The organism is Erythrobacter sp. THAF29, assembly GCF_009363635.1.
Taxonomy (GTDB): domain Bacteria; phylum Pseudomonadota; class Alphaproteobacteria; order Sphingomonadales; family Sphingomonadaceae; genus Erythrobacter.
Map to the genome: position 1 here is coordinate 1,427,618 of NZ_CP045392.1, position 23,086 is coordinate 1,450,703.

24 protein-coding genes are annotated in these 23,086 nt (G+C 62.4%); 12 read left to right on the plus strand and 12 right to left on the minus strand.

Annotated elements, in window-relative coordinates:
* Positions 1 to 16 precede the first annotated feature (16 nt).
* Together FIU90_RS06965 and FIU90_RS06970 are read left to right on the plus strand one after the other, a co-directional pair.
* On the plus strand, positions 17 to 1,348 hold the full coding sequence (locus FIU90_RS06965) for a PQQ-binding-like beta-propeller repeat protein (protein ID WP_370515182.1): 1,332 nt from the start codon (positions 17 to 19) through the stop codon (positions 1,346 to 1,348).
* A 118-nt stretch (positions 1,349 to 1,466) separates the two neighbouring features.
* The gene (locus FIU90_RS06970; RefSeq protein ID WP_152434127.1) at positions 1,467 to 2,864 is read left to right on the plus strand and encodes an isoprenylcysteine carboxylmethyltransferase family protein; all 1,398 of its coding nucleotides are present in this window, start codon (positions 1,467 to 1,469) and stop codon (positions 2,862 to 2,864) included.
* A gap of 3 nt (positions 2,865 to 2,867) precedes the next feature.
* On the opposite strand, the gene FIU90_RS06975 is transcribed toward FIU90_RS06970, so the two are convergent.
* The 3 genes from FIU90_RS06975 to FIU90_RS06985 form a co-directional block, all read right to left on the minus strand.
* Complete coding sequence (locus FIU90_RS06975) at positions 2,868 to 3,170, minus strand: putative quinol monooxygenase (RefSeq protein WP_152434128.1); 303 nt, start codon at positions 3,168 to 3,170, stop codon at positions 2,868 to 2,870.
* A gap of 13 nt (positions 3,171 to 3,183) precedes the next feature.
* Positions 3,184 to 4,554 (minus strand): glutamate--cysteine ligase, encoded by a 1,371-nt coding sequence (locus FIU90_RS06980; RefSeq protein ID WP_152434129.1) that lies wholly within the window; start codon positions 4,552 to 4,554, stop codon positions 3,184 to 3,186.
* 63 nt (positions 4,555 to 4,617) lie between these two features.
* Positions 4,618 to 5,373 carry a 16S rRNA (uracil(1498)-N(3))-methyltransferase gene (locus FIU90_RS06985; protein WP_152434130.1) on the minus strand — a complete coding sequence of 252 codons (756 nt, stop codon included), beginning with the start codon at positions 5,371 to 5,373 and terminating at the stop codon, positions 4,618 to 4,620.
* A 39-nt stretch (positions 5,374 to 5,412) separates the two neighbouring features.
* Between FIU90_RS06985 and FIU90_RS06990 the strand changes: the two genes are divergently transcribed.
* The 3 genes from FIU90_RS06990 to FIU90_RS07000 are packed head-to-tail and all read left to right on the plus strand — an operon-like array spanning position 5,413 to position 7,324.
* A complete protein-coding gene (locus tag FIU90_RS06990) occupies positions 5,413 to 5,796 on the plus strand; it encodes a hypothetical protein (RefSeq protein ID WP_152434131.1) in 384 nt (127 codons plus the stop codon).
* Entirely contained in the window at positions 5,793 to 6,695 is a 903-nt protein-coding gene (gene ubiA / locus FIU90_RS06995) for a 4-hydroxybenzoate octaprenyltransferase (protein WP_152434132.1), read from the plus strand. Before FIU90_RS06990 ends, ubiA begins: the two co-directional genes overlap by 4 nt.
* Positions 6,695 to 7,324 carry an SOS response-associated peptidase gene (locus FIU90_RS07000; protein WP_152434133.1) on the plus strand — a complete coding sequence of 210 codons (630 nt, stop codon included), beginning with the start codon at positions 6,695 to 6,697 and terminating at the stop codon, positions 7,322 to 7,324. The genes ubiA and FIU90_RS07000 overlap by 1 nt, the downstream gene beginning before the upstream one ends.
* 52 nt (positions 7,325 to 7,376) lie before the next feature.
* Here FIU90_RS07000 and FIU90_RS07005 read toward each other — a convergent pair whose 3' ends face one another.
* Positions 7,377 to 7,769: a VOC family protein gene (locus FIU90_RS07005; RefSeq protein WP_152434134.1), complete on the minus strand. Its 393-nt coding sequence runs from the start codon at positions 7,767 to 7,769 to the stop codon at positions 7,377 to 7,379.
* A gap of 100 nt (positions 7,770 to 7,869) precedes the next feature.
* On the opposite strand from FIU90_RS07005, the gene soxR reads away from it, so the two are divergent.
* Positions 7,870 to 8,325 (plus strand): redox-sensitive transcriptional activator SoxR, encoded by a 456-nt coding sequence (soxR, locus tag FIU90_RS07010; protein WP_234029664.1) that lies wholly within the window; start codon positions 7,870 to 7,872, stop codon positions 8,323 to 8,325.
* On the opposite strand, the gene FIU90_RS07015 is transcribed toward soxR, so the two are convergent.
* The 4 genes from FIU90_RS07015 to FIU90_RS07030 all read right to left on the minus strand — a co-directional run bounded on the left by FIU90_RS07015 (position 8,322) and on the right by FIU90_RS07030 (position 13,879).
* The gene (locus tag FIU90_RS07015) at positions 8,322 to 8,864 is read right to left on the minus strand and encodes a histidine phosphatase family protein (RefSeq protein WP_152434135.1); all 543 of its coding nucleotides are present in this window, start codon (positions 8,862 to 8,864) and stop codon (positions 8,322 to 8,324) included. The two genes, soxR and FIU90_RS07015, sit on opposite strands and share 4 nt — an antisense overlap.
* A gap of 151 nt (positions 8,865 to 9,015) precedes the next feature.
* Positions 9,016 to 9,924 carry a sterol desaturase family protein gene (locus tag FIU90_RS07020; protein ID WP_152434136.1) on the minus strand — a complete coding sequence of 303 codons (909 nt, stop codon included), beginning with the start codon at positions 9,922 to 9,924 and terminating at the stop codon, positions 9,016 to 9,018.
* A gap of 107 nt (positions 9,925 to 10,031) precedes the next feature.
* The gene (locus tag FIU90_RS07025) at positions 10,032 to 11,090 is read right to left on the minus strand and encodes an AraC family transcriptional regulator (protein ID WP_152434137.1); all 1,059 of its coding nucleotides are present in this window, start codon (positions 11,088 to 11,090) and stop codon (positions 10,032 to 10,034) included.
* Positions 11,087 to 13,879: an ATP-dependent DNA helicase gene (locus FIU90_RS07030; RefSeq protein ID WP_370515183.1), complete on the minus strand. Its 2,793-nt coding sequence runs from the start codon at positions 13,877 to 13,879 to the stop codon at positions 11,087 to 11,089. Before FIU90_RS07030 ends, FIU90_RS07025 begins: the two co-directional genes overlap by 4 nt.
* A gap of 95 nt (positions 13,880 to 13,974) precedes the next feature.
* Here FIU90_RS07030 and FIU90_RS07035 point away from each other — a divergent pair, with 95 nt between their 5' ends.
* Positions 13,975 to 14,412, plus strand: coding sequence for a nuclear transport factor 2 family protein (locus FIU90_RS07035; RefSeq protein ID WP_152434139.1), 438 nt, complete (start codon positions 13,975 to 13,977; stop codon positions 14,410 to 14,412).
* A 116-nt stretch (positions 14,413 to 14,528) separates the two neighbouring features.
* On the plus strand, positions 14,529 to 15,125 hold the full coding sequence (locus FIU90_RS07040) for a TM2 domain-containing protein (protein ID WP_152434140.1): 597 nt from the start codon (positions 14,529 to 14,531) through the stop codon (positions 15,123 to 15,125).
* 107 nt (positions 15,126 to 15,232) lie between these two features.
* On the opposite strand, the gene FIU90_RS07045 is transcribed toward FIU90_RS07040, so the two are convergent.
* Genes FIU90_RS07045 through FIU90_RS07055 form a run of 3 tightly spaced genes read right to left on the minus strand, consistent with a single transcriptional unit; the run spans position 15,233 to position 17,023 of the window.
* Positions 15,233 to 16,321, minus strand: coding sequence for a transporter (locus FIU90_RS07045; protein ID WP_152434141.1), 1,089 nt, complete (start codon positions 16,319 to 16,321; stop codon positions 15,233 to 15,235).
* Between the two features lie 30 nt (positions 16,322 to 16,351).
* On the minus strand, positions 16,352 to 16,699 hold the full coding sequence (locus FIU90_RS07050) for a hypothetical protein (RefSeq protein ID WP_152434142.1): 348 nt from the start codon (positions 16,697 to 16,699) through the stop codon (positions 16,352 to 16,354).
* Positions 16,700 to 16,750: 51 nt separating this feature from the next.
* Positions 16,751 to 17,023 carry a metal-sensitive transcriptional regulator gene (locus FIU90_RS07055; protein ID WP_152434143.1) on the minus strand — a complete coding sequence of 91 codons (273 nt, stop codon included), beginning with the start codon at positions 17,021 to 17,023 and terminating at the stop codon, positions 16,751 to 16,753.
* A gap of 81 nt (positions 17,024 to 17,104) precedes the next feature.
* On the opposite strand from FIU90_RS07055, the gene FIU90_RS07060 reads away from it, so the two are divergent.
* From FIU90_RS07060 to FIU90_RS07070, 3 genes are all read left to right on the plus strand, one after another.
* The gene (locus tag FIU90_RS07060) at positions 17,105 to 18,808 is read left to right on the plus strand and encodes a copper resistance system multicopper oxidase (protein WP_152434144.1); all 1,704 of its coding nucleotides are present in this window, start codon (positions 17,105 to 17,107) and stop codon (positions 18,806 to 18,808) included.
* Positions 18,805 to 19,749 (plus strand): copper resistance protein B, encoded by a 945-nt coding sequence (locus FIU90_RS07065; protein WP_152434145.1) that lies wholly within the window; start codon positions 18,805 to 18,807, stop codon positions 19,747 to 19,749. Before FIU90_RS07060 ends, FIU90_RS07065 begins: the two co-directional genes overlap by 4 nt.
* Before the next feature lie 238 nt (positions 19,750 to 19,987).
* Positions 19,988 to 21,625, plus strand: coding sequence for a lysine--tRNA ligase (locus FIU90_RS07070; protein WP_152434146.1), 1,638 nt, complete (start codon positions 19,988 to 19,990; stop codon positions 21,623 to 21,625).
* Between the two features lie 118 nt (positions 21,626 to 21,743).
* Here FIU90_RS07070 and FIU90_RS07075 read toward each other — a convergent pair whose 3' ends face one another.
* Positions 21,744 to 22,412: a 2OG-Fe(II) oxygenase gene (locus FIU90_RS07075; RefSeq protein ID WP_152434147.1), complete on the minus strand. Its 669-nt coding sequence runs from the start codon at positions 22,410 to 22,412 to the stop codon at positions 21,744 to 21,746.
* An 89-nt stretch (positions 22,413 to 22,501) separates the two neighbouring features.
* Here FIU90_RS07075 and FIU90_RS07080 point away from each other — a divergent pair, with 89 nt between their 5' ends.
* Positions 22,502 to 23,059: a cytochrome b gene (locus FIU90_RS07080; RefSeq protein ID WP_152434148.1), complete on the plus strand. Its 558-nt coding sequence runs from the start codon at positions 22,502 to 22,504 to the stop codon at positions 23,057 to 23,059.
* The last annotated feature ends 27 nt before the right edge of the window (positions 23,060 to 23,086 follow it).

Here is a 23,086-nt window from a genome sequence, read left to right on the forward strand (position 1 = left end):
GAATTTGGACGGACGAATGATGAATAGCTTTACCCGAGTGAAAGCTGCACTGGTTGCAGGCGCGTTTGCGATGCTCGCCACCGGCTGTGCTGGCGATGGCAAGCGTACCACGCCGACGGTCGGCGAGCGTATGCCGATCCTCAGCCGCATCGAAAGCGGTGCACAGGTCGATCCGGCGCTCGCGGGGATCAGCGTCGTTCTACCCCCTGCGGTGGAGAACGCCGAATGGGCGCAGGTCGGTGGTTCGGCGAGCAAGTCCTACGGCCACCTCGCGCTTGCAGAAAACCCGTCCAAGGTGTGGACCGCGCGGGTCGCGGGTGCCAGCAACCGCGAACGGCTCGCGGCCGCCCCAGTAGTAGGAGGCGGTCGGCTTTACGCGGTCGGCTCGGACGGCAGCATTTCCGCCTTTGACAAGGATACGGGCTCACGCATCTGGATCGTCTCGCCCGAAATGGAAGACGACATGCGCCCCAGCGCATTTGGCGGTGGGGTGAGTTATGACAATGGCCGCCTCTACGCGACGAATGGAGCGGGCGAGGTGAAGGCGCTCGACGCTGCGACGGGCGAAGAAATCTGGAAGGTGAAGCCCGCAGGCCCGCTGCGCGGAGCCCCGACCATCGCTTTCGGCCAGATTTTCGTGATGACCCAAGACAACCAGATCATCTCGTTGAGCTCACAGGATGGCTCGCTGGTCTGGGATGAATCCGGCTCGAGCGCGCAATCGGGCGTATTCGGCGTTGCCGCTCCGGCCGCGGGTCAGGGCACGGTGATCGCGGGTTATTCCTCCGGCGAACTCAGCGCCTATCGCTACGAGAATGGCCGGACCCTGTGGGCAGACGCGCTTGCGCGGACCAATATCTCGACCCAGGTCGGTTCGCTGACCGATATCGATGCCGATCCGATCATCGATTCAGGCCGCGTCTACGCGCTCGGACAGGGTGGCCGCATGGCAGCCTACGAGCTCGTGACCGGCCAGCGCATCTGGGAATTGAACCTCGCAGGAATCTCTACCCCGGCAATTGCCGGCGAGTGGATTTTCACGCTGACCAACGATGCGCGCCTTCTCGCCATCGCGCGTTCGAGCGGACGGGTGCGGTGGATCACTCAGCTGCAGGGCTTCCGCGACGTAGAGGACAAGAAAGGCCCGATCTTCTGGACCGGCCCCGTGCTCGCGGGCGGTCACCTGTGGGTCGCAAGTTCGCGCGGTGAAATCTGGCGGGTCAGCGCGGGCGAAGGTTCGGCGCAGATGTTTGCGGATATCGACCAGCCGGTAAGCCTGCCGCCGGTCGTTGCCGGAAACATGCTCTACGTGCTCGACGACAGCGGAACGATTCACGCCTGGCGTTGAGCCGGAGAGCGGCATTCAAGCACCGAAATTAACCTCTTGTGGGCCGCTGTCCCGCAGGCGGACGCGCTCGGATATGCGCAAGGGCTGTTAACCCTTTTGCGCTAGGGCGTCAGCCGCGATGAGCGCAGATGCACATACCATCCCGGTGGCAGCGAAACCTGCTTTGCCCAAAAGTGATGTGTCGGCAGGCGTGGGCCTTGCCGGACTGCTCGGCTTGTTCGGGTGGATCCTGTTTTGCCGCAATTACCCGGTTTTCGCCGAATGGGCGGGGCTGACGGGCGCGCTTTCGCCGGAGCGCGGCGTGCTTTCCGGACCTTACGCAGCCGTTGCCGCGATGCTGTTTACGGCAAGTCCGATGGCGGTGTGGTCGGTTCTGGTCGATCGCGTGCACCTGCGTCCTTCGACCGGGATCGACTGGAGCCTGAAGCGCCCGCCTTCCAAAGCGAACCCGATAACCTTCGTAAAGCTGGTCGGGCTGTGGGCGACCTTCGCTATCCTCGCGGCACTCTACGGCCTGTGCCGCTGGTATTGGGATGGGCAGTATCTCTTCGCGATGGAAGTGCTTACGGCTGCGGTATTCCCGCTGGTGGTGCTCAGCATTCCCTACGTCGCCTGGCTCGATCGCCATATGGTCGAGCCGCGCGACGCCGCATGGCATTTCGGCGCGCTGCTCTTGGGTCAGAATGGCTGGGAAGTCGAACAGGTGAAAAAGCACTGGCGCGCCTGGATTATCAAGGGGTTCTTCGGCGCTTTCATGATTTCCATCCTGCCGCCCGGCTTTGCCTATGTGGTCGAGGCCGATCTTGCGACAATCGCTAGCAATCCTGTCGCGCTCGGCATGCTTTGCATTACGTTGCTTTTCGTGATCGACGTGCAGATCGGAACGGTGGGCTATCTCTTCACCCTGCGCCCGCTCGATGCGCATATCCGATCCGGCAACCCCTTCGTCGCCGGATGGCTCGCCGCGCTGCTGTGCTACCCGCCTTTTGTGTGGGGGCTGATCGGCTCGAATAACCAGGTGCTGAGCTACGAAAGCAATGTCGAGGGCTGGGGGTACTGGCTCGCCGGCAATGAACCACTGCTCTGGGCGTGGGCTGCATGGCTCGTCTTCCTCACGGCAATCTATGCATGGGCAACGGTCGCCTTCGGCATCCGCTTCTCGAACCTCACCTATCGCGGGGTGCTGACCAACGGGCCCTATCGCTTCACGCGGCACCCGGCCTATCTATCGAAGAACCTCTATTGGTGGTTCTCGGTCATGCCGTTCCTCGTCACCAGCGGATCGAGTGCAGACATGATCCGCAACACCTTCTTCCTGTTGGTCGTCAACGCGATCTATTACTGGCGCGCTCGTACCGAAGAAGCGCATCTCCTTGCCGAGGATCCGAAATATCGCGAATATTACGACTGGATGGAGGAATACGGCCTCATCACGGCGCCGCTCGCGCGAGTGAAACGTCGGTTGTTCGGCCGGGGCGGAGTCGACGGCGAGGGTGCGATCCAGCCCGCCGAATAGGGTTCACATTAGCGGCGAGCCTTCGTCCGCCTCGAACTTCAGGACCTGCTGGATAGACACGTCGAGCCCGGCGAGCGCCTTCTGAAACGCGGCCATGTGCGGGGTCTGGAAATGTGCGGCCAGCGCCGCATCGTCGACCCACTTCTCCGTGATGCGAAGCAGCGTGGGGTCGAGGATATCCAGCGCATAGGCATATTCGACGCAACCTTTCTCGGCGCGAGAGGCTTCGATCATCGCGGTGAGTGCCTCGCGGCCCGCCTCGAGCGCGTCTTCGCCCAGCTTGGCCGTTGCCAGAACAATCACCATCGCCGCTCTCCCGTCAGAAGCTGTACTTATAGACCCGGCTAACGTCGCCGCCCCACTCGCCGTGATACATGTCGAGAAGGCGCTGCGCAGGCACCTTCCCTGTGCTCACGATTTCGTCGAGCGTCTCGAGGTAGCCCGTCTCGTTGTCGCCGCTCGGATTCAGTTTGCCGCGCGAGGCGAGGCCTTGATGCGCGATCTTGAGCGCCTCGCGCCCAAGATCCTGCATCGTCCCGCCACCTGGAAGTTTGGTATCGAGCGCGAGCTTGGGAACCTCGTTGCGCAGCCGCTCGCGTTCTTCCATCGACCAATCCTTCACGAGATCCCATGCAGCGTCGAGCGCACCCTGATCGTAGAGCAGGCCGACCCAAAACGCGGGAAGCGCGCAGATGCGGCTCCACGGACCGCCATCGGCACCGCGCATTTCCAGAAAGCTCTTAAGGCGCACTTCGGGGAAGGCGGTCGACAGGTGATCCCACCAGTCGCTCGCTGTCGGACGTTCGCCGGGGAGTGCCTCCAGCTTGCCATCCAGGAAGTCGCGGAACGATAGCCCTGCGGCGTCGATGTAATTGCCGTCGCGAAAGACGAAATACATCGGCACATCGAGCATGTATTCGGCCCAGCGATCGTATCCGAAGGCGTCCTCGAACACGAAGGGCAGCATTCCGGTGCGGTGCGGATCGGTGTCCGACCAGATGTGGGAGCGATAGGAGAGGTAGCCATTGGGCTTGCCTTCGGTAAACGGCGAATTGGCGAAGAGCGCGGTTGCTAGCGGTTGCAATGCGAGGCCGACGCGGAACTTCTTCACCATGTCCGCTTCGGATGAATAGTCGAGATTGACCTGGATGGTGCAGGTCCTGAGCATCATGTCGAGCCCGAGATTGCCGACGCGCGGCATGTGCCGCATCATGATCTCGTAGCGGCCCTTTGGCATCACGGGCAACTCTTCGCGCGTCTTGTCGGGCCACATGCCGAGGCCGAGAAAGCCGATATCGAAACGATCCCCGATCTGCTTCACCTGCGCCAGATGTCGTCCCGTTTCGTTGCAGGTTTCGTGCAGGGATTCGAGCGGTGCGCCGGAGAGTTCGAGCTGCCCTGCCGGTTCCAGGCTGACCGTACCGTCATCGCCCTTCATCGCGATGACGTTCCCGTTTTCCTCGACCGGTTCCCAGCCGAACTGGGTGAGGCTCATCAGGATGTCGCGGATACCGCCTTCCTCATCGTAGGAGGGGGCATGCCTGTCCGACCGGCGATAAACGAACTTTTCGTGCTCGGTGCCGATCCGCCAGTCGGATTTCGGCTTTTCGCCGGAAATCATCGGCGCGAGCAATTGCTCGCGGCTTTCGATCACCGGCTCATCGGCGGCTGAGGCTTCGCGCGTGCTCATATCGGTGGCCCTACGCAACCGATTTGGGGGAGGGAAGCGCAAAATGCATTTTGTGCAATGAAGTCAGCCTTCACCCTGCCAATCGCCTGCCGTCGCCATCCATACCGAAAGCGCCGAAATTGCAGCAGTTTCGCCGCGCAGGATGCGGGGGCCGAGCGTGATGGCTGTGCTCGAAGGGTGGTTGCGAACAGCCTCGCGTTCGGCGCTGTCAAACCCGCCTTCGGGCCCGATCAGGATTCCGACGGGACCCGAATTGTACCGAAACGCCCCGGCTGCTGGCATCCCGCCTTCCTCGTCCGCAAAGAACAACCGGCGTTCGGAAGGCCAGCTTTCGAGCAAGGCGCTTAGCTTCACAGGTTCGGTAATCTCGGGCAAGGCGGTGCGGGCGCACTGCTCTGCCGCTTCGACCGTGATCGTCTTCGCGCGCACCATGTTGAGCTTGTCCGCGACGCAGCGACGGGTGACGACCGGCTGAATTCGCGCCGCGCCGAGCTCGGTCGCTTTCTCGAGCAAGAGGTCGAAGCGATCCTTCTTGAGCAGGGCTGGGCAAAGCCACAGGTCGGGCACTTCTTCACGCTCGCGCAGGCGCTCGAGGACCGTCACGTCAACGCGGCGTTTTTCGACCTGCCCGACCCGTGCGGCCCACTCGCCCGACACGTTGTCGCACAGGATCACCGTGTCGCCTTCGCGAACCCGCATCACTTTGCCGAGGTAATGAGCGTGCTGGCCTTCAAGCGCGAAGGTACGGCCTTCGCCCAATTCGTCATCGACGAACAGGCGCGGGGCGCTTCGCGGCGGCCATGCTGGAGTGGCGGGCATGGCTTCCCACTAGGCGTGGTGGAGGCTAGGGAGCAAGCCATGAGCGCGCGGATATGCCAGTATTACATCGCTGTCGTGTTTCTTGGCCTCGGCGGCTGGGCGCTGTTCTTTCCCGGCCATGTGATCGATCTGGGCTTCACCGAAGCCTATCGGGAAAACACCTATACGACGCGATTCATCATGGCATGTTTCGGCGCACAGGCGGTGATGTTCGGTATCATGGCGCTGGTGGTGGAGTGGAAAGCGCGTGCTTTTGCTGTCTTCGCCGTGGTGCTGATTCCGTTCTTCGCCTTCAACTACTACTTCCACTACGAAGTGCCGGTCCTGACGCCTTATGGCATGATCGACTTCGCTGGGAATCTGACGATGTTCATCGCGTGTGTGATCGGCTGGCGCGCAGCGACGCGCGAGGAGGCGGTGTGAGCGAAACGGTCGTCCCCGACAGCGAGCATCGCGGGCTGGTCGCTCGACTGCCGCAGCTGCCGCGCGACCTTGCGCAGCTCGCTCGGTTCGACCGGCCGATCGGCTGGTGGCTGCTGTTCTGGCCGTGCGTGTTCGGCGTGTGGCTGACCGGCGCGGGCTGGCAATTGCCGCTGCTGGGTTGGCTATTGCTCGGTGCCATCGCCATGCGCGGGGCGGGGTGCGTCTACAACGACATCGTCGATGCCGACCTCGACAAGAAGGTGGCGCGCACCGCAGTTCGACCGGTGGCGAGCGGTCGGATCAGCAAGAAACTCGCATGGGGCTGGCTCATAGCGCTGTGTCTCGTCGGATTGGTCGTGCTGCTGCAACTCAGGCTGGAGGCGCAGCTTGTCGCGCTCGCGAGCCTCGCGCTCGTCGCCGCCTATCCCTTCATGAAGCGCGTCACGTGGTGGCCGCAGGCGTGGCTCGGCATGGTCTTCAATTGGGGGCTACTGGTCGGGTGGACACAGCTGCGGTTCGACAATTGGGACGCGATTGCCGCGATCTACGCGGGCTGCATCTGCTGGGTAATCGGCTACGATACGATCTACGCATTGCAGGACCGCGAGGACGATGCACTGGTCGGAATCAAGTCCTCGGCGCTGCGCATGGGCAAGCGGGTGCATGCGGGTGTGGGCGTATTTTACGCTGCGACCATTGGACTGTGGGGCCTCGGGATCTGGCTTTACCGGCCCGATTTCATCGCGCTGTTCGCCCTCATGCCGGTCGCGCTGCACCTCGTCTGGCAGGTTGCAACGCTAGACCCTGCCGATCCCGAAAACCCTCTCGAACGGTTTCGCTCGAACCGCTGGGCGGGCGCGCTGATGGCGGCGGCGTGCTTTGTCGTGGGGAACGCCTGATGTGCAACCTGTATCGCATGACCAAGAACAAGGACGAGGTCGCTAAGTGGTTCGACGCGATCGAAGCCTTGGGCGGCGCGAATTTCGGCGAGGAAGTCTATCCCGGCTACCCCGGTCTCGTTGTCGCCGGCGGAGAGCTGAAGCAGATGACTTGGGGATTCCCCCTCGTGATGAAGGGCAAGAGCGGCCAGCCGCTCAAGCCCAAGCCGGTCAATAACGCTCGCACCGACAAGCTCGACAGCTTCTTCTGGCGCTATTCATTCGAGGAGCGCCGGTGCCTGATACCCGTCTCAGCATGGGCCGAGGCCGAGGGGCCGAAGGGTGCCAAGACCCGCACCTGGCTTTCGCTTCCCGATAGCGACCTGTTCGCGTGTGCGGGCGTATGGCGCGACAGCGACGAATTCGGGCTCGCTTACTCGATGGTGATGACCGACAGCGCTGGATCAGCTGCCGAGGGCGTCCACACGAGAATGCCTGTGCTGCTGCGATCCGATGACTATGAGGAATGGGTGTCAGGATCGCCCGAGGACGCGAAAAGCCTCTGCAAGCCGTGGGCGGGCGACGTCAGAATCGAACGCACCGACCAGCCTTGGACGCGCGGCGCGGCGAGCCAGAAAAGCTTGCTCTGATCCTGTTCCTTGTCTTCTCGGCTGAACAGCGGTTCGCGGGGGACGATCTCGTTCATGTGGTGGCTCCCGAATAGCTGACGATCTCGAATTCGATCCCGTCCCAGTCGAAGAAGTAGAAGCGCTCGCCCGGTTCGTAATCGTCGTGCCCGAAGGTCTTTAGGCCCGCCGCCTTCACGACCTTTTCCGCAGTTTCGAGATCGTCGACCGCCAGCCCGACATGGTTGAGCGGCTGGCCCTTGCTGTAGTCTCCGACCACGTGCTCGCCAGTATAGAGGGCAAGGTAGCCAGCGCCATTGTCCGGCTCGCCGACATGGATGGTGCTTCCGCCCATCTGCGATTCGCCGCGCCAGCGCTCGACCCAGCCGCATAGCTGTTTGAACAGTTCCGCGCTGCGCTCGGGCTGCGTCACGGACAGGTTGGCATGTTCGAGTGTCCCGGACGGCATGGCATTCTCCTTCAAAGTCTGGTGCGCGAATCAGCGCTCTTGTGGAAGATGCAACCTCAACCTAACTTGAGATCAAGCTGTTTCTTGAATGGAGTTTTCGATGGGCCGCCCGCTGCACAAATCCGACCTCATTCCCATCGGCGAGATGGCGCGCCGCACCGGGCTCAGCGTCTCTGCGATCCGGTTCTACGAGGACAAGGGGTTGGTCGAGCCTATCCGCACCGGCGGAAACCAACGGCGGTTTCTCCGATCAGACATCCGCCGGGTAAGCTTTATCCGCATCGCGCAGCAGCTTGGGCTGACGCTCGGAGAAATAGAGGACGAGTTCGCAAAGCTCCCGCACGGGCGCACGCCGACCGCGAAGGACTGGAAGTCGATCAGCACCTCCATCCGGCGTGTGCTCGACAGACAGATCGCCGATCTCGAACGCACCCGCGACCGGCTCGATGGATGCATTGGCTGCGGGTGCCTCAGCCTCAAGAAATGCGCGATCTACAATGAAGGCGACCATCTCGCTGCAAAGGGGCCGGGACCGCGGCAATTGCTCGCCGATTAGTGCTCCGGGCCGAGCTCGGGATCGAGGTCGCGCGGGCGGGCGAAATGTACCAGCTCCGCGCAATGGTTCTTGAGCTTCGCCCAATCGTCGATCCGGCATTCGAGCACTGCAAAGGTCGCGGTCGGAAACTTCACCGAAGCCTCGCGGAAGAGGTCGTTTTCGCGCGCAGGCGAGACGAGGTCGAGCAGCACCTCTTGCAGACCCGGATTGTGGCCCGAGACGAGGATGGCGTCAGGATTGTCGCCAGCTTTCTCGGCGTGGTCCTGCACCGCTTCGAGGATGGTGTCGGAGCTTGCGAGATAGAGCCGCTTGTCAAAGTGCGCTTCCAGCTCGGGCAAGGCTTCGTCGAGCGTTGCGGTGACGCGCACGGCAGGGCTTGCGATCAGCATGTCCCACTTGATCCCGTGGGAGCGGATATGGTCGCCGATCAGCGCTGCACCCTGGCGACCGCGATCGTTCAGGCCGCGATCGAAGTCGCGCTGGCCGATATCGTCCCAGTCGGACTTGGCGTGGCGCAACAATCCGAGGATTTTCGTCACCCGCAGCCAACTCCTTATCGTGGGTCCGATCCCGGGCGCTAATGCGCCACGGCGACCCCATCAGCACGATAGGGGCCGCCGTGTAAAGAACTGTCTGCGGGAGAGAGCACGAAGACGGCAAAGACCTGCGCGCTGCCCTCCTTGCTCGGGCTCAGATCATACCGGCTTCGACGCCGGCGAAAGGTCCGGCGAGCACCGCGATCGAGGTCACGAGAGCCATCGCAACGATCGATGTTCGTCCGGCAAGTGTGTGCGAGATCACAAGCGGTTTGGCCACTTCGCGAAAACGCGCTTTGTATTCGGGATGCTCGGTGCCCATCCAGCGGTCCCACCAGGTGAAGTAGAACCCGTAATTGTGTCCTTCGCTGTGATGGAGATCGTGGTGGGTGGTGGTGCTGATCCAATCGGTGAGGGGATTGTCGACCCATCCGGCGGGGAAGAGCTCGTGCCCGGCATGCGCCATGACGTTGCGGATGATCATGTGCCAGAGGAACAGGAACACCGCGAAGCCGGCATAGGCGATGCCCAGCAAGCTCGTGGCGAGCAGGAAAAGCGGCATGAAAGCGGCCTCCAGCATCGCTTCCCATGAGGAGAAGCTGTAGGCGGCCCATGGCGTCGGCGTGCGCGATTTGTGGTGGTGGAGATGCGTCGCGCGGAACAGCCGCTTCGAATGCATCGCGCGATGGATCCAGTAGAAATAGGCATCGTGCAGGACCACGATCAGCGCGAATTGCCAGATAATCGTAATAAGCGCGGCATTCTCGATATTGAGCTTGATGATGCCCACTTCGGTGCCGACCAGCGTGGTCAGCGTGGTGACGCCGAAGACGAAGACAGTCCTTAGCGACGATGCAATCTCGCGCACGTAATCTTGTCGTCCGGCGCTGCGTTTCTGGATCCGCCTGTTCCCCGCCCATTTGCGCACGACCAGCAGAAAGGCGGTCAACAGGCCCGCCGCGATCAGGTAGCGGCTCAGGTCGAAATACATCACGTCCATGAAATGCTCGGCGACCTTGGCGAGCGCGTATTCGAACGTGGATTGGTCGGCAGGGGCGGTCATGGTTCAGGCTCCATCGATTGCGATGAAACAGGTAATGGCGTGTCTTGGCTCAAGTCTCTCTTCACCGGTGCAGAAAGCGCATCGATTTCGGAAATGAACAGCCTTTTTCAGTTTTGTTCGGCTTCTGGCGCGCCCTCGCCATTGAATGACAAACGCCTGAATTCGCTCGGCGTCGTGCCGGTTTCGGCTCGAAAAGCCCGGTTGAAGGTCGGGAGCGAATTGTAGCCCAGATCCATCGCGATTGTGAGGACCGGCAGGTCCACATCCTCGCGGCTCGCCAGTTTCTCCCGCGCCTCGGCAATGCGATAGCGGTTGAGGAAGGCGGAGAAATTGCGATGGCCGAGCCGCTGGTTGATGAGCGCGCGAAGCCGATGTTCGGGCGTGTCGAGCTTTTCGGCGAGCGCCGCGATGGTAAGGCCGGTTTCGCGATATGTGCCGTCTGCCATGGCAGCCATCAGTTTCTCGTGAAGCACGGATTCGCTGGGGGACAGGTCGAGCGGCGCTCTCTCTTCGTCAGGGGCGTCCTTCTCGAATTCGACCAGCAATTCGGGATCGGTCCTGAGCAAGGCGAGGCCTGCAAACAACGTGATCAAGAGGATCATGACGGTGTTGATAAGCTGGGCGAGAGGATATTCGTTGGTGGCGCCGAAGATCATTTCGAAGACAAGAATGCCGCCTGCCTGAGCCGCCACCAGCAGAGGCAGCCACAATCGGATAATCCGGCGCTGCTCGACGAGATCGTCATCGCGGTCGGTGAGGCCCACTCGCACAAGATCAACGATCAACGCGAGCGCAACGATGTGGGTGAAGTAGAACGCCACAACGCGCGCGGGCGCGACGAAATTGGCGAAAAACCAGGAAACCGTGAGCGATGCCGCCGCGATCAGTACAACGCGCCGATTTGGTTCGCGCTCGAACAGGCGGCGGGCGAACAGCCAGATCCATAGCGGTGCGAAGATCGAAACGAGGTCGACCAGCGGATCAAGCGCGTTTTCCGGTCCCATAAGCGGGCTGGAATTGAGCAAATAGGCAATAACGCCAATGATCATGCCGATCGCAGGCAGCTTGATTGCCTTTCGCACGTCGCCAGAGACCAGCTGTGCGAGCAGCATCATCGCCGCGCCGATCGCGATCATCCGGGCGAGAAAGTCCACCTGTTCGATCATGCCGGGTAATCTGGCGAATGATTGCCCACGTTTCCAGCCGGTTCGGCGGGTTCGCTTGGCGCTTCGCCGATGAGACCGTTCTTCACCCGCTCAAGCGCTTCGTCGAGCGTCAGCCGTTGGACGGCAATGCCTTCGGGGAAGGCGGAGAGGAGCCGGCTGGGAAAAGCCGCGGATAGGACGACGAAGTGCCCGTGATCGTCCTTGTTGCGGATCAGCCGTCCAAAGGCCTGCGCGAGGCGTGCACGGATGATGCGGTCGTCATACTGGCTCCCGCTTTGCGATGCGGCGCGGCGCGCCTTGTGGAGGATGTCGGGGCGCGGCCAAGGCACGGCCTCGAGCACGACGCAGCGCAGCGAACGACCGGGTACGTCTACCCCGTCTCGCAGGGCGTCAGTGCCGAGAAGGCTCGCATGCGGATCGTCGCGGAAAATATCGACAAGCGTGCCGGTGTCGATCGGATCGACGTGCTGGGCGTAGAGCGGGAGGCCCGAGCGCGCGAGCCTGTCGGCAATGCGGCCATGGACTGCGCGAAGGCGGCGGATTGCCGTGAAAAGGCCCAGCACGCCGCCCTGGCTCGCCTCGATCAGCCGCGCATAGGCGCCCGCAAGGCCGGGAAGGTCGCCCTTCTTAACATCGGTGACGATCAGCACCTCGGCGCGGCTTGCGTAGTCGAAAGGGCTTTCTGCGGCGGTAAGCAGCGGCTGGCTTTCGATATGCGCCGCGCCCGAGCGAGCGATGGCGCTTTCCCAGGGATCGCCGGGTTGTGCACCGATGCGGTCGGTCAATGTGGCGCTGGTCAGCATCACGCCGTGGGCAGGTTCGAGAACGACCTTGGCAAAGGGCTTCATCGGGTCGAGCCAGCGGCGGTGAATCGCAACGTCGAATTCGCGCGCGTCCGAGCGGTCGACCGCGAGCCAGTCGACGAACTCGGGATCCGCCGGTCCGCCAAGCCTCGCAAGCAGCGATTCCCACGCAGCGATGAGATCGACCCGCCATTGCAGCGAATGGCGCGCACCCTCGATCCGGTTGCGGCCCTGTCCGTCGAGCCAGTCGGGCGGGTCCGCCATGATCGCCTCGAGCCTGCTGCCGAGCTTGATCAGCGGGGTGCGGATCGCGGCCAGCGCCTCGGCAGCGGCCCCTGCCGCTTCAATTACGTCTCCGGGCAGGCCCGACGCTTCGGTCTCGATCCCGTAGCCTGCTTCCTGCCCGCCGCTTTCGTCGCGGGCATAAGTGGCCGAGCGCACGGTGGCGAGCAACCTCTCCACCGGACCGGACGGTTCATTCTCGACCAGCCGCTGGAGCCAGCCTTCGCCCGGAAGCGCTTGCCCGGCCTCGCACGCATCCTCAATCGCTTCGCCGCCCTCGTCGTCATAGCTCGCGACATCCGCGAGCCGCGCGGATAGGCCGCGCCGGCGCCCGCGGTTCTTGCGCTCGGGGCCCATGATCCAACGGCGCAGCTCGATCGCTTCCTGCCCTGAAAGCGTTGCCGCGAAAGTTGAATCCGCCGCTTCGAAGACATGGTGGCCCTCGTCGAAGATCAGGCGGGTGGGACGCTGGGCATGGTCGCGCCCGCGCGCAGCGTTGACCATCACGAGCGCATGGTTGGCGATCACGAGATCAGCCTGCGCGCTGTCTCGTCCGGCGCGTTCGATGAAGCACTTCCGGTAGTGCGGGCACCCGGCATAGATGCACTCGCCGCGCTGGTCGGTGAGCGCTGCGATACCGCGCTTGCGGAACAGAGTGCCAAGCCAGCCGGGCAGGTCCCCGCCGATCATGTCTCCGTCACGGGTAAAGGCGGCCCAACGCGCGACCAGCTGCGCAAGGATCGCCGGGCGGCCTGCAAAGCCGCCTTGCAGAGCGTCTTCGAGGTTGAGCAGACACAGATAGTTTTCCCGCCCTTTCCTCACGACGACCGGCGGCGTATTGTCGGGGCGCCTGGGCGGCCATGCGCGGCGGCTCTCTGACCGGAGCTGGCGCTGCAGATTCTTGGTGAAGGTCGAGACCCATACCGTGCCGCCGGAAGCATTTGCCCACAGCGAGGCAGGGGCGAGATAGCCCAGCGTCTTGCCTATTCCCGTGCCCGCCTGCGCGAGCGCGATGTGCGGCAACTCACGCTTGTCGCGCGGGGCGAAGATACGAGCGGCGTGTGTTGCATAGGCTCGCTGGCCCTCGCGCTTCTCCGAACCCTCTCCGGTCAGGTGATCGAGCTGGGCGAGCACGTCTTCGGGCGGAAGTTCGACCTGACGGGGCGGACCGCGTTCTCCTTGCTCCTCCCATTCTGGAAGCGTGGCAAAGAGCCATTTCTCGGCCTTTTCGGGGCGGGTAATGTGAGGCCTCAAGACCTGCGCCCAAGGCCAGCGCAACCGTTCGAGCGACTGGAGGGCGCTCCACGCGCCCTGGCGCTCGAACCATTCGGGATCCTCGCATGCCGCTACGAGCGCTCCGGCGGCGCGTTGCAAAAATGCCGGGACATTCTCATCCCCGTCGGGCTCCTCGATCTCCAGCGCCTGTGCAAGCCCGCGCGGCGTCGGGACGCAGAAGCGCGCCGGGTGCACGAAGGCGAACAGCTCAAGCAGATCGAGGCCCGACAGGTCCGGATAGCCCAGCCTGCTCGCGACCAATGGCGCATTGAGCAGCAGAACCGGCGTATCGGACGCCGCCATGATCGCATCGCCCTTCGACACCGCGCCGGTGTCGCCATTGGGAGGACGCAGCCAGTTACCACCGTGGCTTGCATGAAGCGCTGGGAGCGGCAGCGGCGTGGGTGAGGGTGGGACAGGGGGACTCACATTCGAGTGAATGCGCAAACGAGAACGAAAAGTAAACGTTTGAGCGGGATACTCCTGCGCATTCATCCAGCCAGTGCACTGTCGGGAGGGTGGGCATGCGCCCAAATTCATTGTTTGCTGCCGCTCTCATTGCTGGCTCGGCAGCGGTCGTCCCACTCGCGACAGCAACATTGCATGCGCAGGAACAGTCGAACGAAAACGAAGCGCAGAAACTCGCCGCTGCCAGAATCGTTCAGGGATCGATCGACGCGGTACGGGCGCGCAATTTCGAGCGTTGGCTCTCGTTCTACTCGCCCGATAAGGTTGTGATCATAAACGACATGATGATCGACGGGCGCGCGCAATTGCGCCAGGTCTATGAACCCGTGTTCAAAATGAACTTGCCGATGATGGAAATCCTTGAAAGCGGCTGGACCGGTGAGCGCATCTACGTGCTGCAACGCGAATTCCATCCCAGCGGAAGGGAGGTCGAAACCTATGCCGAGTATGAAGTGCGCGGAGACAAGATTGTAGCGGTTTACGGACGGCACTAGCGCTGCAAACGATGCACGCCATGCTGCTTCGGGATCGCGTGGCCCGAGGCACGTGACTAATGGCTTCTTAACCCCTGCAAACTATTGCAAATCCGACGGTTTGGAGGGGCTTTGCAATGAGTTTCGGCAGGAAAGGTCTGGCACCGGGGGAGGTTGCGCCGCAGCAGCCACAAGCCGCTTTTGGCAGAGCTGCGACAGCGCAGGCCGCGCGTCCGGCAAGGGCCAACGATCCTTATGGCACCGACTTGTCGGCGGAGGAAATTGCCGCCAAGCGCGAGGCATTTCTCGCTTCTGAGCGCGCTGCCGGAACTATTGGCGGCGCCCAGCCGGCAACACCGCTTGGTCCAAACGATCTCTCCTATGAGCAGGAGCGGCAGATCAAGGCTTATGCCGGCGGAATGGCTCGAGGTGCGCGCTCCTCCCGAAGCTGGTTCTTCGGCGATCCGCAAAGCCGCAGCCTTGGCATTGCCTATGTCCTGTGGTTCATCCTCGGGCAGCTCTCGATCCACCGCTTTTATTGCGGGCAGACGGAGACGGCTTGGTCGCAAGTAACGCTGCTGTTTGCGAGCGTCGTGATGATCTTCATCTATCCGATCATGGGGTTCGTAGCCTTCATCTGCTGGGTCTTGTGGATTTTCGCCGACCTGTTCCTGATCCCTGGAATGCTGCGCCGGTTCAAGCGCCAGCACGATTACAACGGGGTCTTTGCCTGAGCGACAGCAAGCTCCTGGGTTTTTGAGCAGACAAAAGGACGACACGGCCGTATCGACCGCGCCGTCCCTTCATTGGTGTGTCGGGCAACTAGCCCCGACACCTCGCATCAGAAGCTCTTCTGCACACCGACCGTCAGCGTGAAGTCGGTCGGCATCTGCGGGCCGTTAAGGTCCTGCACCAGCGGTAGCCCGCCTTCGACGCCGAGCCGCCAACCCTTGAGCGCTCCGCCGGTCGCAGCGAAGTTGACGCCTGCGAATGCGGTGAGCGTTTCCCCGCCCTGGAAGTCGGGATTGGCGGTCTGAACTGGCCCCATGATCGCCGGGTCCATTCCATCGACACGGCCTATCGTCTCACCTTGCAGACGGCCTGAAAGCGCCACTCCGGGCGCAAGCGCGGCCTGCGCCCATACGGTCGCCATAGCCCGGTCGCCATAGGAATAGCCCTCATCGTTGTCGCCGAGCCGGATCGTGCCGCGCACCTGTGCGCCCCAGGCAAATCTTTCCGTCTGATCGCGATAGGTGATGCCGGGCTCAAGGTCCCACGTTCCCGACCCGATCTGCATCGGATAGGGCGTGCGAACGGTTGGCTCCATCCCCATCGGCGTCAGGATCTGTGCTTCCTCGGTGATGGTGCCAGTGGGGATCGAGATTCCGGCATTGAGATGGATCGTGTCGGTCAGTCCGATCAGCGCCGACAGCTTGGTGTCGCCGATATCGGCGGTGCGGGTGCGAAACTCCCCCAAGCGCATCGTGCCCATGCCGCCCTGAAAGGTGATGTGGTCCATTTCCTTCGTGATATAATTGCCCATGAGCATCAGCGTGATGTCGTCGGACAGGCCGTACATCAGCCCCGCCATATGCATGTCCATCCGCATCGAAGTCGGCACGATACGCAGGGTCGGCGGTTGGCCGGGATTGCCGAAGAACCGATTGGGTACTGTTGTGGCGACCTGATCGGGCGTCACATCGTCGGTGCCGATCTGGATGCCTGCCATGTCCATGTGCATGAACCGGTAGCTGACCATCCACTCGCCCTGTCCGTGGCGGTGATCGCCCATCACACCGATCGGTGCGTGGTCGAGCGCGCTTATGCCCGATGGAGATCCCTCGTGGCCTTCGTCGGCGTGCGAGGGGGAAGCGCTGCACAACGCAGCGACGAGTGCGAGCGAGGTGCCCGCCTTGAATTGCGTAATCATCAATTGTCTCCTGAAAATCTGAATGGGGGATCAGATCAGGAGCGGTGGTCCTCTCGCTTCGTAGGCGGGATAAGGAGGTCGCGTCGCGAGTGCGCGGATGGGTGCGGGTTCGGGCACCGTTCGCGGGGCCGAGACATGCGCCAGCGAAGCGATTTCGGGCGGCAGGGTCGGGCCACAGGCGGAACAGCAGGGATTGGCAGTGTTGTCTTCGGCGTGGCCGTCATGCCGGTCTGCGGGCCCGGCATGCGCCATGTGCGAGGATGCGCCGGCTTGGGCCGTATCGTCAAAGGTAACGCAGCAAGGGGCGCCAACGGCACCGCGGACCAGGATCGCAAGCACCAGAAGTGCGAGGAATAGAGGGCGCGTGGAGGCGGGCATCGACATTCGCCTAACGCCGTCGGGACCGGCGGGCAAGCGGATCGGAATGTGTTACTTCACGCGCTTCTCGAGCAGTTCGACCAGCTCCCCGAACTTCTCACGCTGTTCGGCCTCGTCGCCGCTGCTGATCGCCTCGTTTATACAGCAGGCGGCGTGGTCTTTGAGCACCTGGCTTTCCACTTTGGCAAGCGCGGACTTGATCGCGCTGATCTGGTTGAGGATGTCGATGCAGTAGCGATCGTCCTCGATCATCTTTGCCACGCCGCGCACCTGGCCGGCAATCCGGTTGAGGCGGTTCAGTTTTGCGGTCTTTGCATCCGGCATTGCGCGCAGTCCTCTTGCTATACCCCATGGGGGTATCTATAGGGGTGATCCTACCCCCTATTCCAGAGTGACCTAGCGGCAATGGCACTATCGCTCAACCGACGCAGATTCATCAGCAGCACCGCAGGGCTCGCGGCGGCGAGTTCGCTCGCAATGCCCGCATGGGCCAGGGGGCGCCCGCTTTCCCATGCGGCAAACGGGTTTGGCGAGGTTTCGGGCGAGGATATCGAGCTCACAATCGCGGAGCATCATTTTTCGACCGGGGGGCGTTCGGGACACGCTATCGCGGTCAATGGCACCGTGCCGGGTCCGCTTATCCGGTTGAAGGAAGGGCAGGACGTGCGCCTGCACGTCACCAACAATCTCGACGAGGATTCCTCGATCCACTGGCACGGCCTGCTGGTGCCGTTCCAGTTCGACGGCGTGCCGGGGGTGAGCTTTCCGGGCATCAAGCCGGGCCAGCGCTTCACCTACGAATTTCCGATCCGCCAGAGCGGCACATACTGGTGGCACTCGCACTCGGGTCTGCAGGAACAGGCGGGGCATTACGGCCCGATCATCATCGAACCGGCCGACCCCGATCCGCGCTATGACCGCGACTACGTGGTGCTGCTCAGCGAGTTCACGCCGATGCATCCGCACGAGATCATGCGCAAGCTCAAGGTCGGCGAGCACTACTTTAACCGCCAGATGATGAGCGCCACGAATGGCGATCTGTCGGGAGAGCAGCGGCGCATGTGGGGGAGCATGCGGATGAACCCGCGCGACATCTCCGATGTCACGGGCTTGACCTACACCTATCTCATCAACAGCCATGGCCCCGCCGACGACCTGCAGCTGGAATTCAAGCCCGGCGAGCGAGTGCGCCTCCGCGTCATCAACGGTTCGGCCATGACATTCTTCAATGTCCGCATTCCGGGCGTGCCGATGACGGTGATCCAGGCCGACGGGCAGGACGTGGACGAGGTGGAGGTCGACGAATTCCAGATCGGCACGGCGGAAACCTATGACGTGATCGTCCAGCCTCGCGCGGGCAGCCACGCCATCGTTGCCGAAGCGATGGATCGGAGCGGTATGGGCGTTGCCAGCCTGACCTCGCACGAAGGGCACCGCGCGACCCCGCCGCCGCTGCGCGAAGTGCCGACGCTGACCATGACCGATATGGGCATGATGGACCACGGCGCGATGGGTCACGGCGACATGGCGGACATGGACCACGACATGCGCGACAAGTCGAAAGTTCCGCCCGATGTGGAGGTCGGCCCCGGCGTCGACATGATCGCGCCATCGCCGATGGACCGGATGGACTTCCCCGGCCTCGGCCTCGACACAGTCGATCACCGCGTGCTGCGATACACCGATCTCAAGGCCAGGCGCATGAACCCGAACCGCAGCGTGGACCGCGAGATGGAAATCCACCTTACCGGCAATATGGAACGGTATATGTGGAGCTTCGACGGCAGGAAGTTTTCGGCGGTGACCGACGATCCGATCCGTTTCGGGTTCGACGAGCGGGTGCGGGTCAAGCTCGTCAACAACACGATGATGGCGCACCCGATCCACCTGCACGGACATTTCTTCGAGCTGGTCAACGGCGCGGACCACATGCACCAACCGCTGAAACACACGATAGTCGTACAGCCGGGCGGGACCGCGACCTTTGACCTCACGGCAAACGAGCCGGGCGACTGGGCCTTCCACTGCCACCTGCTCTACCACATGCATGCAGGGATGATGCAGGTCGTGACCGTCCGCCCGTTTCCCTTGCCGGAGGCGGCGTCATGATCCGGCCCGCATTTCTCGGTGCCGCTGCCCTGATGGCCGCGCCGCTCGCCGCTCAGGACCATGCGGGCCATGCCGGGCATACTTCCGAGGCCGCGCCAGAGACGGACCATGCCGTACATGACACCAGGCAGGAGCAACCGGACCACTCGCAACATGGGGCCACTCGGGACAAATCCGCTCCCGGCGCCGCATCCGAAGAGGAGGTGCCCGCACGCGCTCTCGAAGGCCCACGCCATGCCGCCGATGCAATGTGGGGGGAGGAAGCGATGGCCCCGGCGCGCGAGCAGCTGGCTGAAGGCCACGGCGAGATGAAAACCGGCATGGTCATGATCGAGCGGCTCGAGGCGCGTTTTCCCACACAAGGCGGCGAGACCGGTTATGTCTGGGACGCGCAAGCCTGGTATGGCGGCGACCTCAACCGGTTCGTTCTCAAGACCGAGGGCGAGGGCGAGTTCGGGGGCGAGCTTGAGAGCGCCGAAGTCCAGGCGCTTTACAGCCGCGCCATCGGCCCGTTCTTCGATCTGCAGGCGGGCGTGCGCTTCGATCCCGAACCCGAGGCCCGCGGACACATCGTGCTCGGCGTGCAGGGGCTTGCGCCTTACATGTTCCATGTAGACGGCGCGCTGTTTCTGTCGGACGAGGGCGATCTGACCGCACGCGTGGAAGCCGAATACGACCAGAAAATCACGCAGGCCCTGATCCTCCAGCCAAGAATCGAGATCGAAGCGAGCGCGCAGGATATCCCTTCGCGCGACATCGCAAGCGGTATCACCAAGATCGAGCCGGGCCTCAGACTGCGCTACGAGATCGAGCGCGAGTTCGCGCCCTATATCGGCGTCGAATACGAGGCGAAAACGGGAGGCACCGCCGATATCGCTCGCGCCAATGGCAACGACCACGATGCCGTAAATCTGCTTGTCGGCCTGCGCGCCTGGTTTTGAAGCGGCTATCCTACATCGAAAATTGCCGCTAAGGCGGAACTGAATCCCGCTCCGATCGCTCAGCGAAACGAGTTGGATAAGTGTCAACTTTGCGTTTCAGGGTTTAAGATGATGAATTTGCAGCGAAAACAGGTGCGAAAACGTAGCTGACAGGGTGTCAACTTTGTCAATTTCGTAACTGCGCCTGCACGCCTTCGCGCTTGCAACATCATCTCCCTTCCATAAAGACGCGAAACCCATGACCATGAATGATCTGATCGACGCCGCCCGTTCGTCCAAGGCCTGGCCGTTCCAGGAAGCGCAACGCCTGTTGAAGCGCTACCCTGATGGCACCAAGCCCGATGGCTCGCCCGTCCTGTTCGAGACCGGATACGGCCCGTCGGGCCTGCCCCATATCGGCACTTTCCAAGAGGTGCTGCGAACCACGCTCGTCCGCCGCGCGTTCGAGGCGCTGATCGGCGCAAAGCCAGAAGACGGCAAGACGCGACTGGTCGCGTTCTCCGACGACATGGACGGGCTGCGCAAGGTGCCAGACAACGTGCCCAATGCGGACCTGCTCGAGCAGCATCTGCACAAGCCGCTGTCGCGCATTCCCGATCCCTTCGAGGCGGGGCACGAAAGCTTTGCTGCGCACAATAACGCCATGCTGCGCGAGTTCCTCGACCGGTTCGGGTTCGACTATGAATTCATCGCCGCGAACGACATGTACAATTCGGGCCGGTTCGATGATGCGCTGCGGCAGGTGCTGCGCAAGAACCAGGATATCCTCGACATCATGCTGCCGACGCTGCGCGAAGAGCGGCGGCAGACCTATTCGCCGATCTTACCGATCTCTCCGATCAGCGGCCGAGTGCTTCAGGTTCCGGTCGAGGTGGTCGACGCAGAGGCAGGCACGATCCGCTTCACCGACGAGGATGGCAGCGTGGTCGAGCAATCGGCGCTCGGCGGCATGTCGAAGTTGCAATGGAAGGTCGATTGGGCGATGCGCTGGTACGCGCTAGGCGTCGACTACGAGATGTATGGCAAGGATCTGACCGATAGCGGCGTGCAGTCGGGCAAGATCGTGCGCGTGCTCGGCGGTCGTAAGCCCGATGGCCTGATTTACGAGATGTTCCTTGACGAAAAGGGCGAGAAGATTTCCAAGTCCAAGGGCAACGGCCTCTCGATCGAGGAATGGCTCGAATATGGGAGCGAGGAGAGCCTCGGCTTTTACATCTTCCCCAATCCGAAGAGCGCAAAGCAATTGCACGCGGGCGTGATTCCGCGCGCAATCGACGATTATTGGCAGTTCCGCGAGCGCTTGGCTGAACAGCCGCTCGACAAGCAGCTCGGCAACCCTGTCTGGCACCTCCAGCGTGCCAATGGCGGGTTCAAAGGCGCGGAGGCTCCCGGCGCGGGCGACAGTTTGCCCGTGCCGTTCAGCCTCTTGCTCAATCTGGTCGGGGTGCTCGGGGCGGAGGCGACCCGCGAGGCGGTGTGGTCATATCTCGACAATTACATCGAGAACGCCGATCCCGCCGCGCATCCCAAGCTCGACGAGCTGGTCGGGAAGGCGATCAATTACAACCGTGATTTCGTCGCGCCGACACTCAAGAAGCGCGCGCCGGTGGGCGGAGAGATCGCTGCGCTCGAAGCGCTCGATGCCGAGCTGGCAAAGGTCGATCCGGAGATATCAGCCGAAGACCTCCAGACCATCGTATACGAGATCGGCAAGCGCGAGGAATTCGGCTTCGGGAACTTGCGCGACTGGTTCCGTGCGCTCTACGAGACGCTTCTCGGAAGCGAGCAGGGGCCGCGCATGGGCAGCTTCATCACGCTCTACGGCATCGAACCGAGCCGCAAGCTTATAGCGGAGGCGCTGGCGAGGGCTTCTTGATCTAGCGCCTTAGCCACCCGCTCCCTCCACCCTTCCACCCGGAGCCTACCGGGACACAATCCGGGTGGAAGGGTGGAGGGAGCGGGTGGCTTGGAAGCTCAAAGAAAGGCTCTCTTTCCTACCGCCATTTCCTCGTGCGATACCACTTGGTGATGACGTATTTGCTCCCCTTTATCACCGGCGTTCCGGCGTGCATCGTATCGAGATTGGGGCTGCCGTCGGGCTTGGCATTGTTCCAGACCAGCAGCACGCCGGGCTTGGGTTCGATGTTTATGCCGATTTCGGTGAAATGCGTGCCCCCGCCTTCCTCGACTTCGTTGAGATAGGCCATGGCGGTCCAGCTGCGCTGTCCGCCGCGTTTCTTTTCGACCTGCCAGTATTTCTCGGTCGTATAGAACCAGTCATTGTGCGGCTTGAACTGCTGGCCCGGCAGATAGCGTTGGCCCTGCACCGCCTCGCCCACCTCGCTGGGGAGGCCGAGCAGATCGTCGATCCGCCGCGAGATGCTGCGGACAAAACTGTCCTCGGGATCGAGGTCGCCTGAATAGGAGGTTCGAAAGCCCGATTCATAGCCGATCTCGTGAAGCGATGAGGGGCGGGCCACCTCGTCGATCATCGCACACAACCGCCCGCATTCGATAGGGGTGAGGAAATCCCCAATGGCATAGAGGTCGGCAAGATCGGTTGGCACCTTGTAAACGCCGGGGTCGGCTTCGAGCCGTTCCTTAACGCTTTTGCCAACGCGTCTGAGCGCCGCTTGGTCGGGGATGGCATCGGTCTTTGTCATAGGCCAAGCTCTACCAACTCACCGGCAGGGTTCAAGCGCGAGCGGATCCTGTTACTGATCGCCCAAGGGTTTCAAGCGAGGAGGACGGGATGACAGCGGATCACAATAAGAGATATTCGGGCGTGGCGATGACGCTTCACTGGCTTGTGGCGATCGCAGTGTTTGCGACAGTGATCGTGACGCAGCTGGCCGAGGAAGCGCCGACGCGCGAGGCGCGCGGCGAGATCATGGCCAACCACTTTGCCCTAGGCGTGATCATCTTCGCGCTCGTCCTCGCCCGGTTTGTCTGGCGGATCGTCAATCCACCACCGCCGCAAAATCCCGCCCATGCCGGATGGGAGCGTGCTCTGGCGAAGACCACGCATCTTGCGATCTACGCTTTCCTGCTGGTGATGCCGCTCGCCGGATGGTTTGCGATGTCGAAGTATGGAAGCGGGCTGAACGTGTTCGGCCTTTTCGAAGTGCCGCCACTGCCGGTCGAGCCCGATCCAGAGGCAGCCGGCGGGATCTTCGAAATTCACGAATTGGCCGGCAAGATCCTGATCGGCCTAATCGTGATTCATATCCTCGGCGCTCTCAAGCACAGCGTGATGGACAGGGACGGTACGATCTTCCGGATGCTGCCCTTCGGCGAAGTGAAAAGCTGATACCTCGGCGATAGAAAAAACCCCGCC

What these genes read in the sequence shown, in the direction of transcription:
- FIU90_RS06965 (WP_370515182.1), top strand. Translation starts at nt 17, where the DNA reads ATGATGAATAGCTTTACCCGAGTGAAAGCTGCACTGGTTGCAGGCGCG.
- FIU90_RS06970 (WP_152434127.1), top strand. Translation starts at nt 1,467, where the DNA reads ATGAGCGCAGATGCACATACCATCCCGGTGGCAGCGAAACCTGCTTTG.
- FIU90_RS06975 (WP_152434128.1), bottom strand. Translation starts at nt 3,170, where the DNA reads ATGGTGATTGTTCTGGCAACGGCCAAGCTGGGCGAAGACGCGCTCGAG.
- FIU90_RS06980 (WP_152434129.1), bottom strand. Translation starts at nt 4,554, where the DNA reads ATGAGCACGCGCGAAGCCTCAGCCGCCGATGAGCCGGTGATCGAAAGC.
- FIU90_RS06985 (WP_152434130.1), bottom strand. Translation starts at nt 5,373, where the DNA reads ATGCCCGCCACTCCAGCATGGCCGCCGCGAAGCGCCCCGCGCCTGTTC.
- FIU90_RS06990 (WP_152434131.1), top strand. Translation starts at nt 5,413, where the DNA reads ATGAGCGCGCGGATATGCCAGTATTACATCGCTGTCGTGTTTCTTGGC.
- FIU90_RS07000 (WP_152434133.1), top strand. Translation starts at nt 6,695, where the DNA reads ATGTGCAACCTGTATCGCATGACCAAGAACAAGGACGAGGTCGCTAAG.
- FIU90_RS07005 (WP_152434134.1), bottom strand. Translation starts at nt 7,769, where the DNA reads ATGCCGTCCGGGACACTCGAACATGCCAACCTGTCCGTGACGCAGCCC.
- soxR (WP_234029664.1), top strand. Translation starts at nt 7,870, where the DNA reads ATGGGCCGCCCGCTGCACAAATCCGACCTCATTCCCATCGGCGAGATG.
- FIU90_RS07020 (WP_152434136.1), bottom strand. Translation starts at nt 9,924, where the DNA reads ATGACCGCCCCTGCCGACCAATCCACGTTCGAATACGCGCTCGCCAAG.
- FIU90_RS07025 (WP_152434137.1), bottom strand. Translation starts at nt 11,090, where the DNA reads ATGATCGAACAGGTGGACTTTCTCGCCCGGATGATCGCGATCGGCGCG.
- FIU90_RS07035 (WP_152434139.1), top strand. Translation starts at nt 13,975, where the DNA reads ATGCGCCCAAATTCATTGTTTGCTGCCGCTCTCATTGCTGGCTCGGCA.
- FIU90_RS07040 (WP_152434140.1), top strand. Translation starts at nt 14,529, where the DNA reads ATGAGTTTCGGCAGGAAAGGTCTGGCACCGGGGGAGGTTGCGCCGCAG.
- FIU90_RS07045 (WP_152434141.1), bottom strand. Translation starts at nt 16,321, where the DNA reads ATGATTACGCAATTCAAGGCGGGCACCTCGCTCGCACTCGTCGCTGCG.
- FIU90_RS07050 (WP_152434142.1), bottom strand. Translation starts at nt 16,699, where the DNA reads ATGCCCGCCTCCACGCGCCCTCTATTCCTCGCACTTCTGGTGCTTGCG.
- FIU90_RS07055 (WP_152434143.1), bottom strand. Translation starts at nt 17,023, where the DNA reads ATGCCGGATGCAAAGACCGCAAAACTGAACCGCCTCAACCGGATTGCC.
- FIU90_RS07060 (WP_152434144.1), top strand. Translation starts at nt 17,105, where the DNA reads ATGGCACTATCGCTCAACCGACGCAGATTCATCAGCAGCACCGCAGGG.
- FIU90_RS07065 (WP_152434145.1), top strand. Translation starts at nt 18,805, where the DNA reads ATGATCCGGCCCGCATTTCTCGGTGCCGCTGCCCTGATGGCCGCGCCG.
- FIU90_RS07070 (WP_152434146.1), top strand. Translation starts at nt 19,988, where the DNA reads ATGACCATGAATGATCTGATCGACGCCGCCCGTTCGTCCAAGGCCTGG.
- FIU90_RS07075 (WP_152434147.1), bottom strand. Translation starts at nt 22,412, where the DNA reads ATGACAAAGACCGATGCCATCCCCGACCAAGCGGCGCTCAGACGCGTT.
- FIU90_RS07080 (WP_152434148.1), top strand. Translation starts at nt 22,502, where the DNA reads ATGACAGCGGATCACAATAAGAGATATTCGGGCGTGGCGATGACGCTT.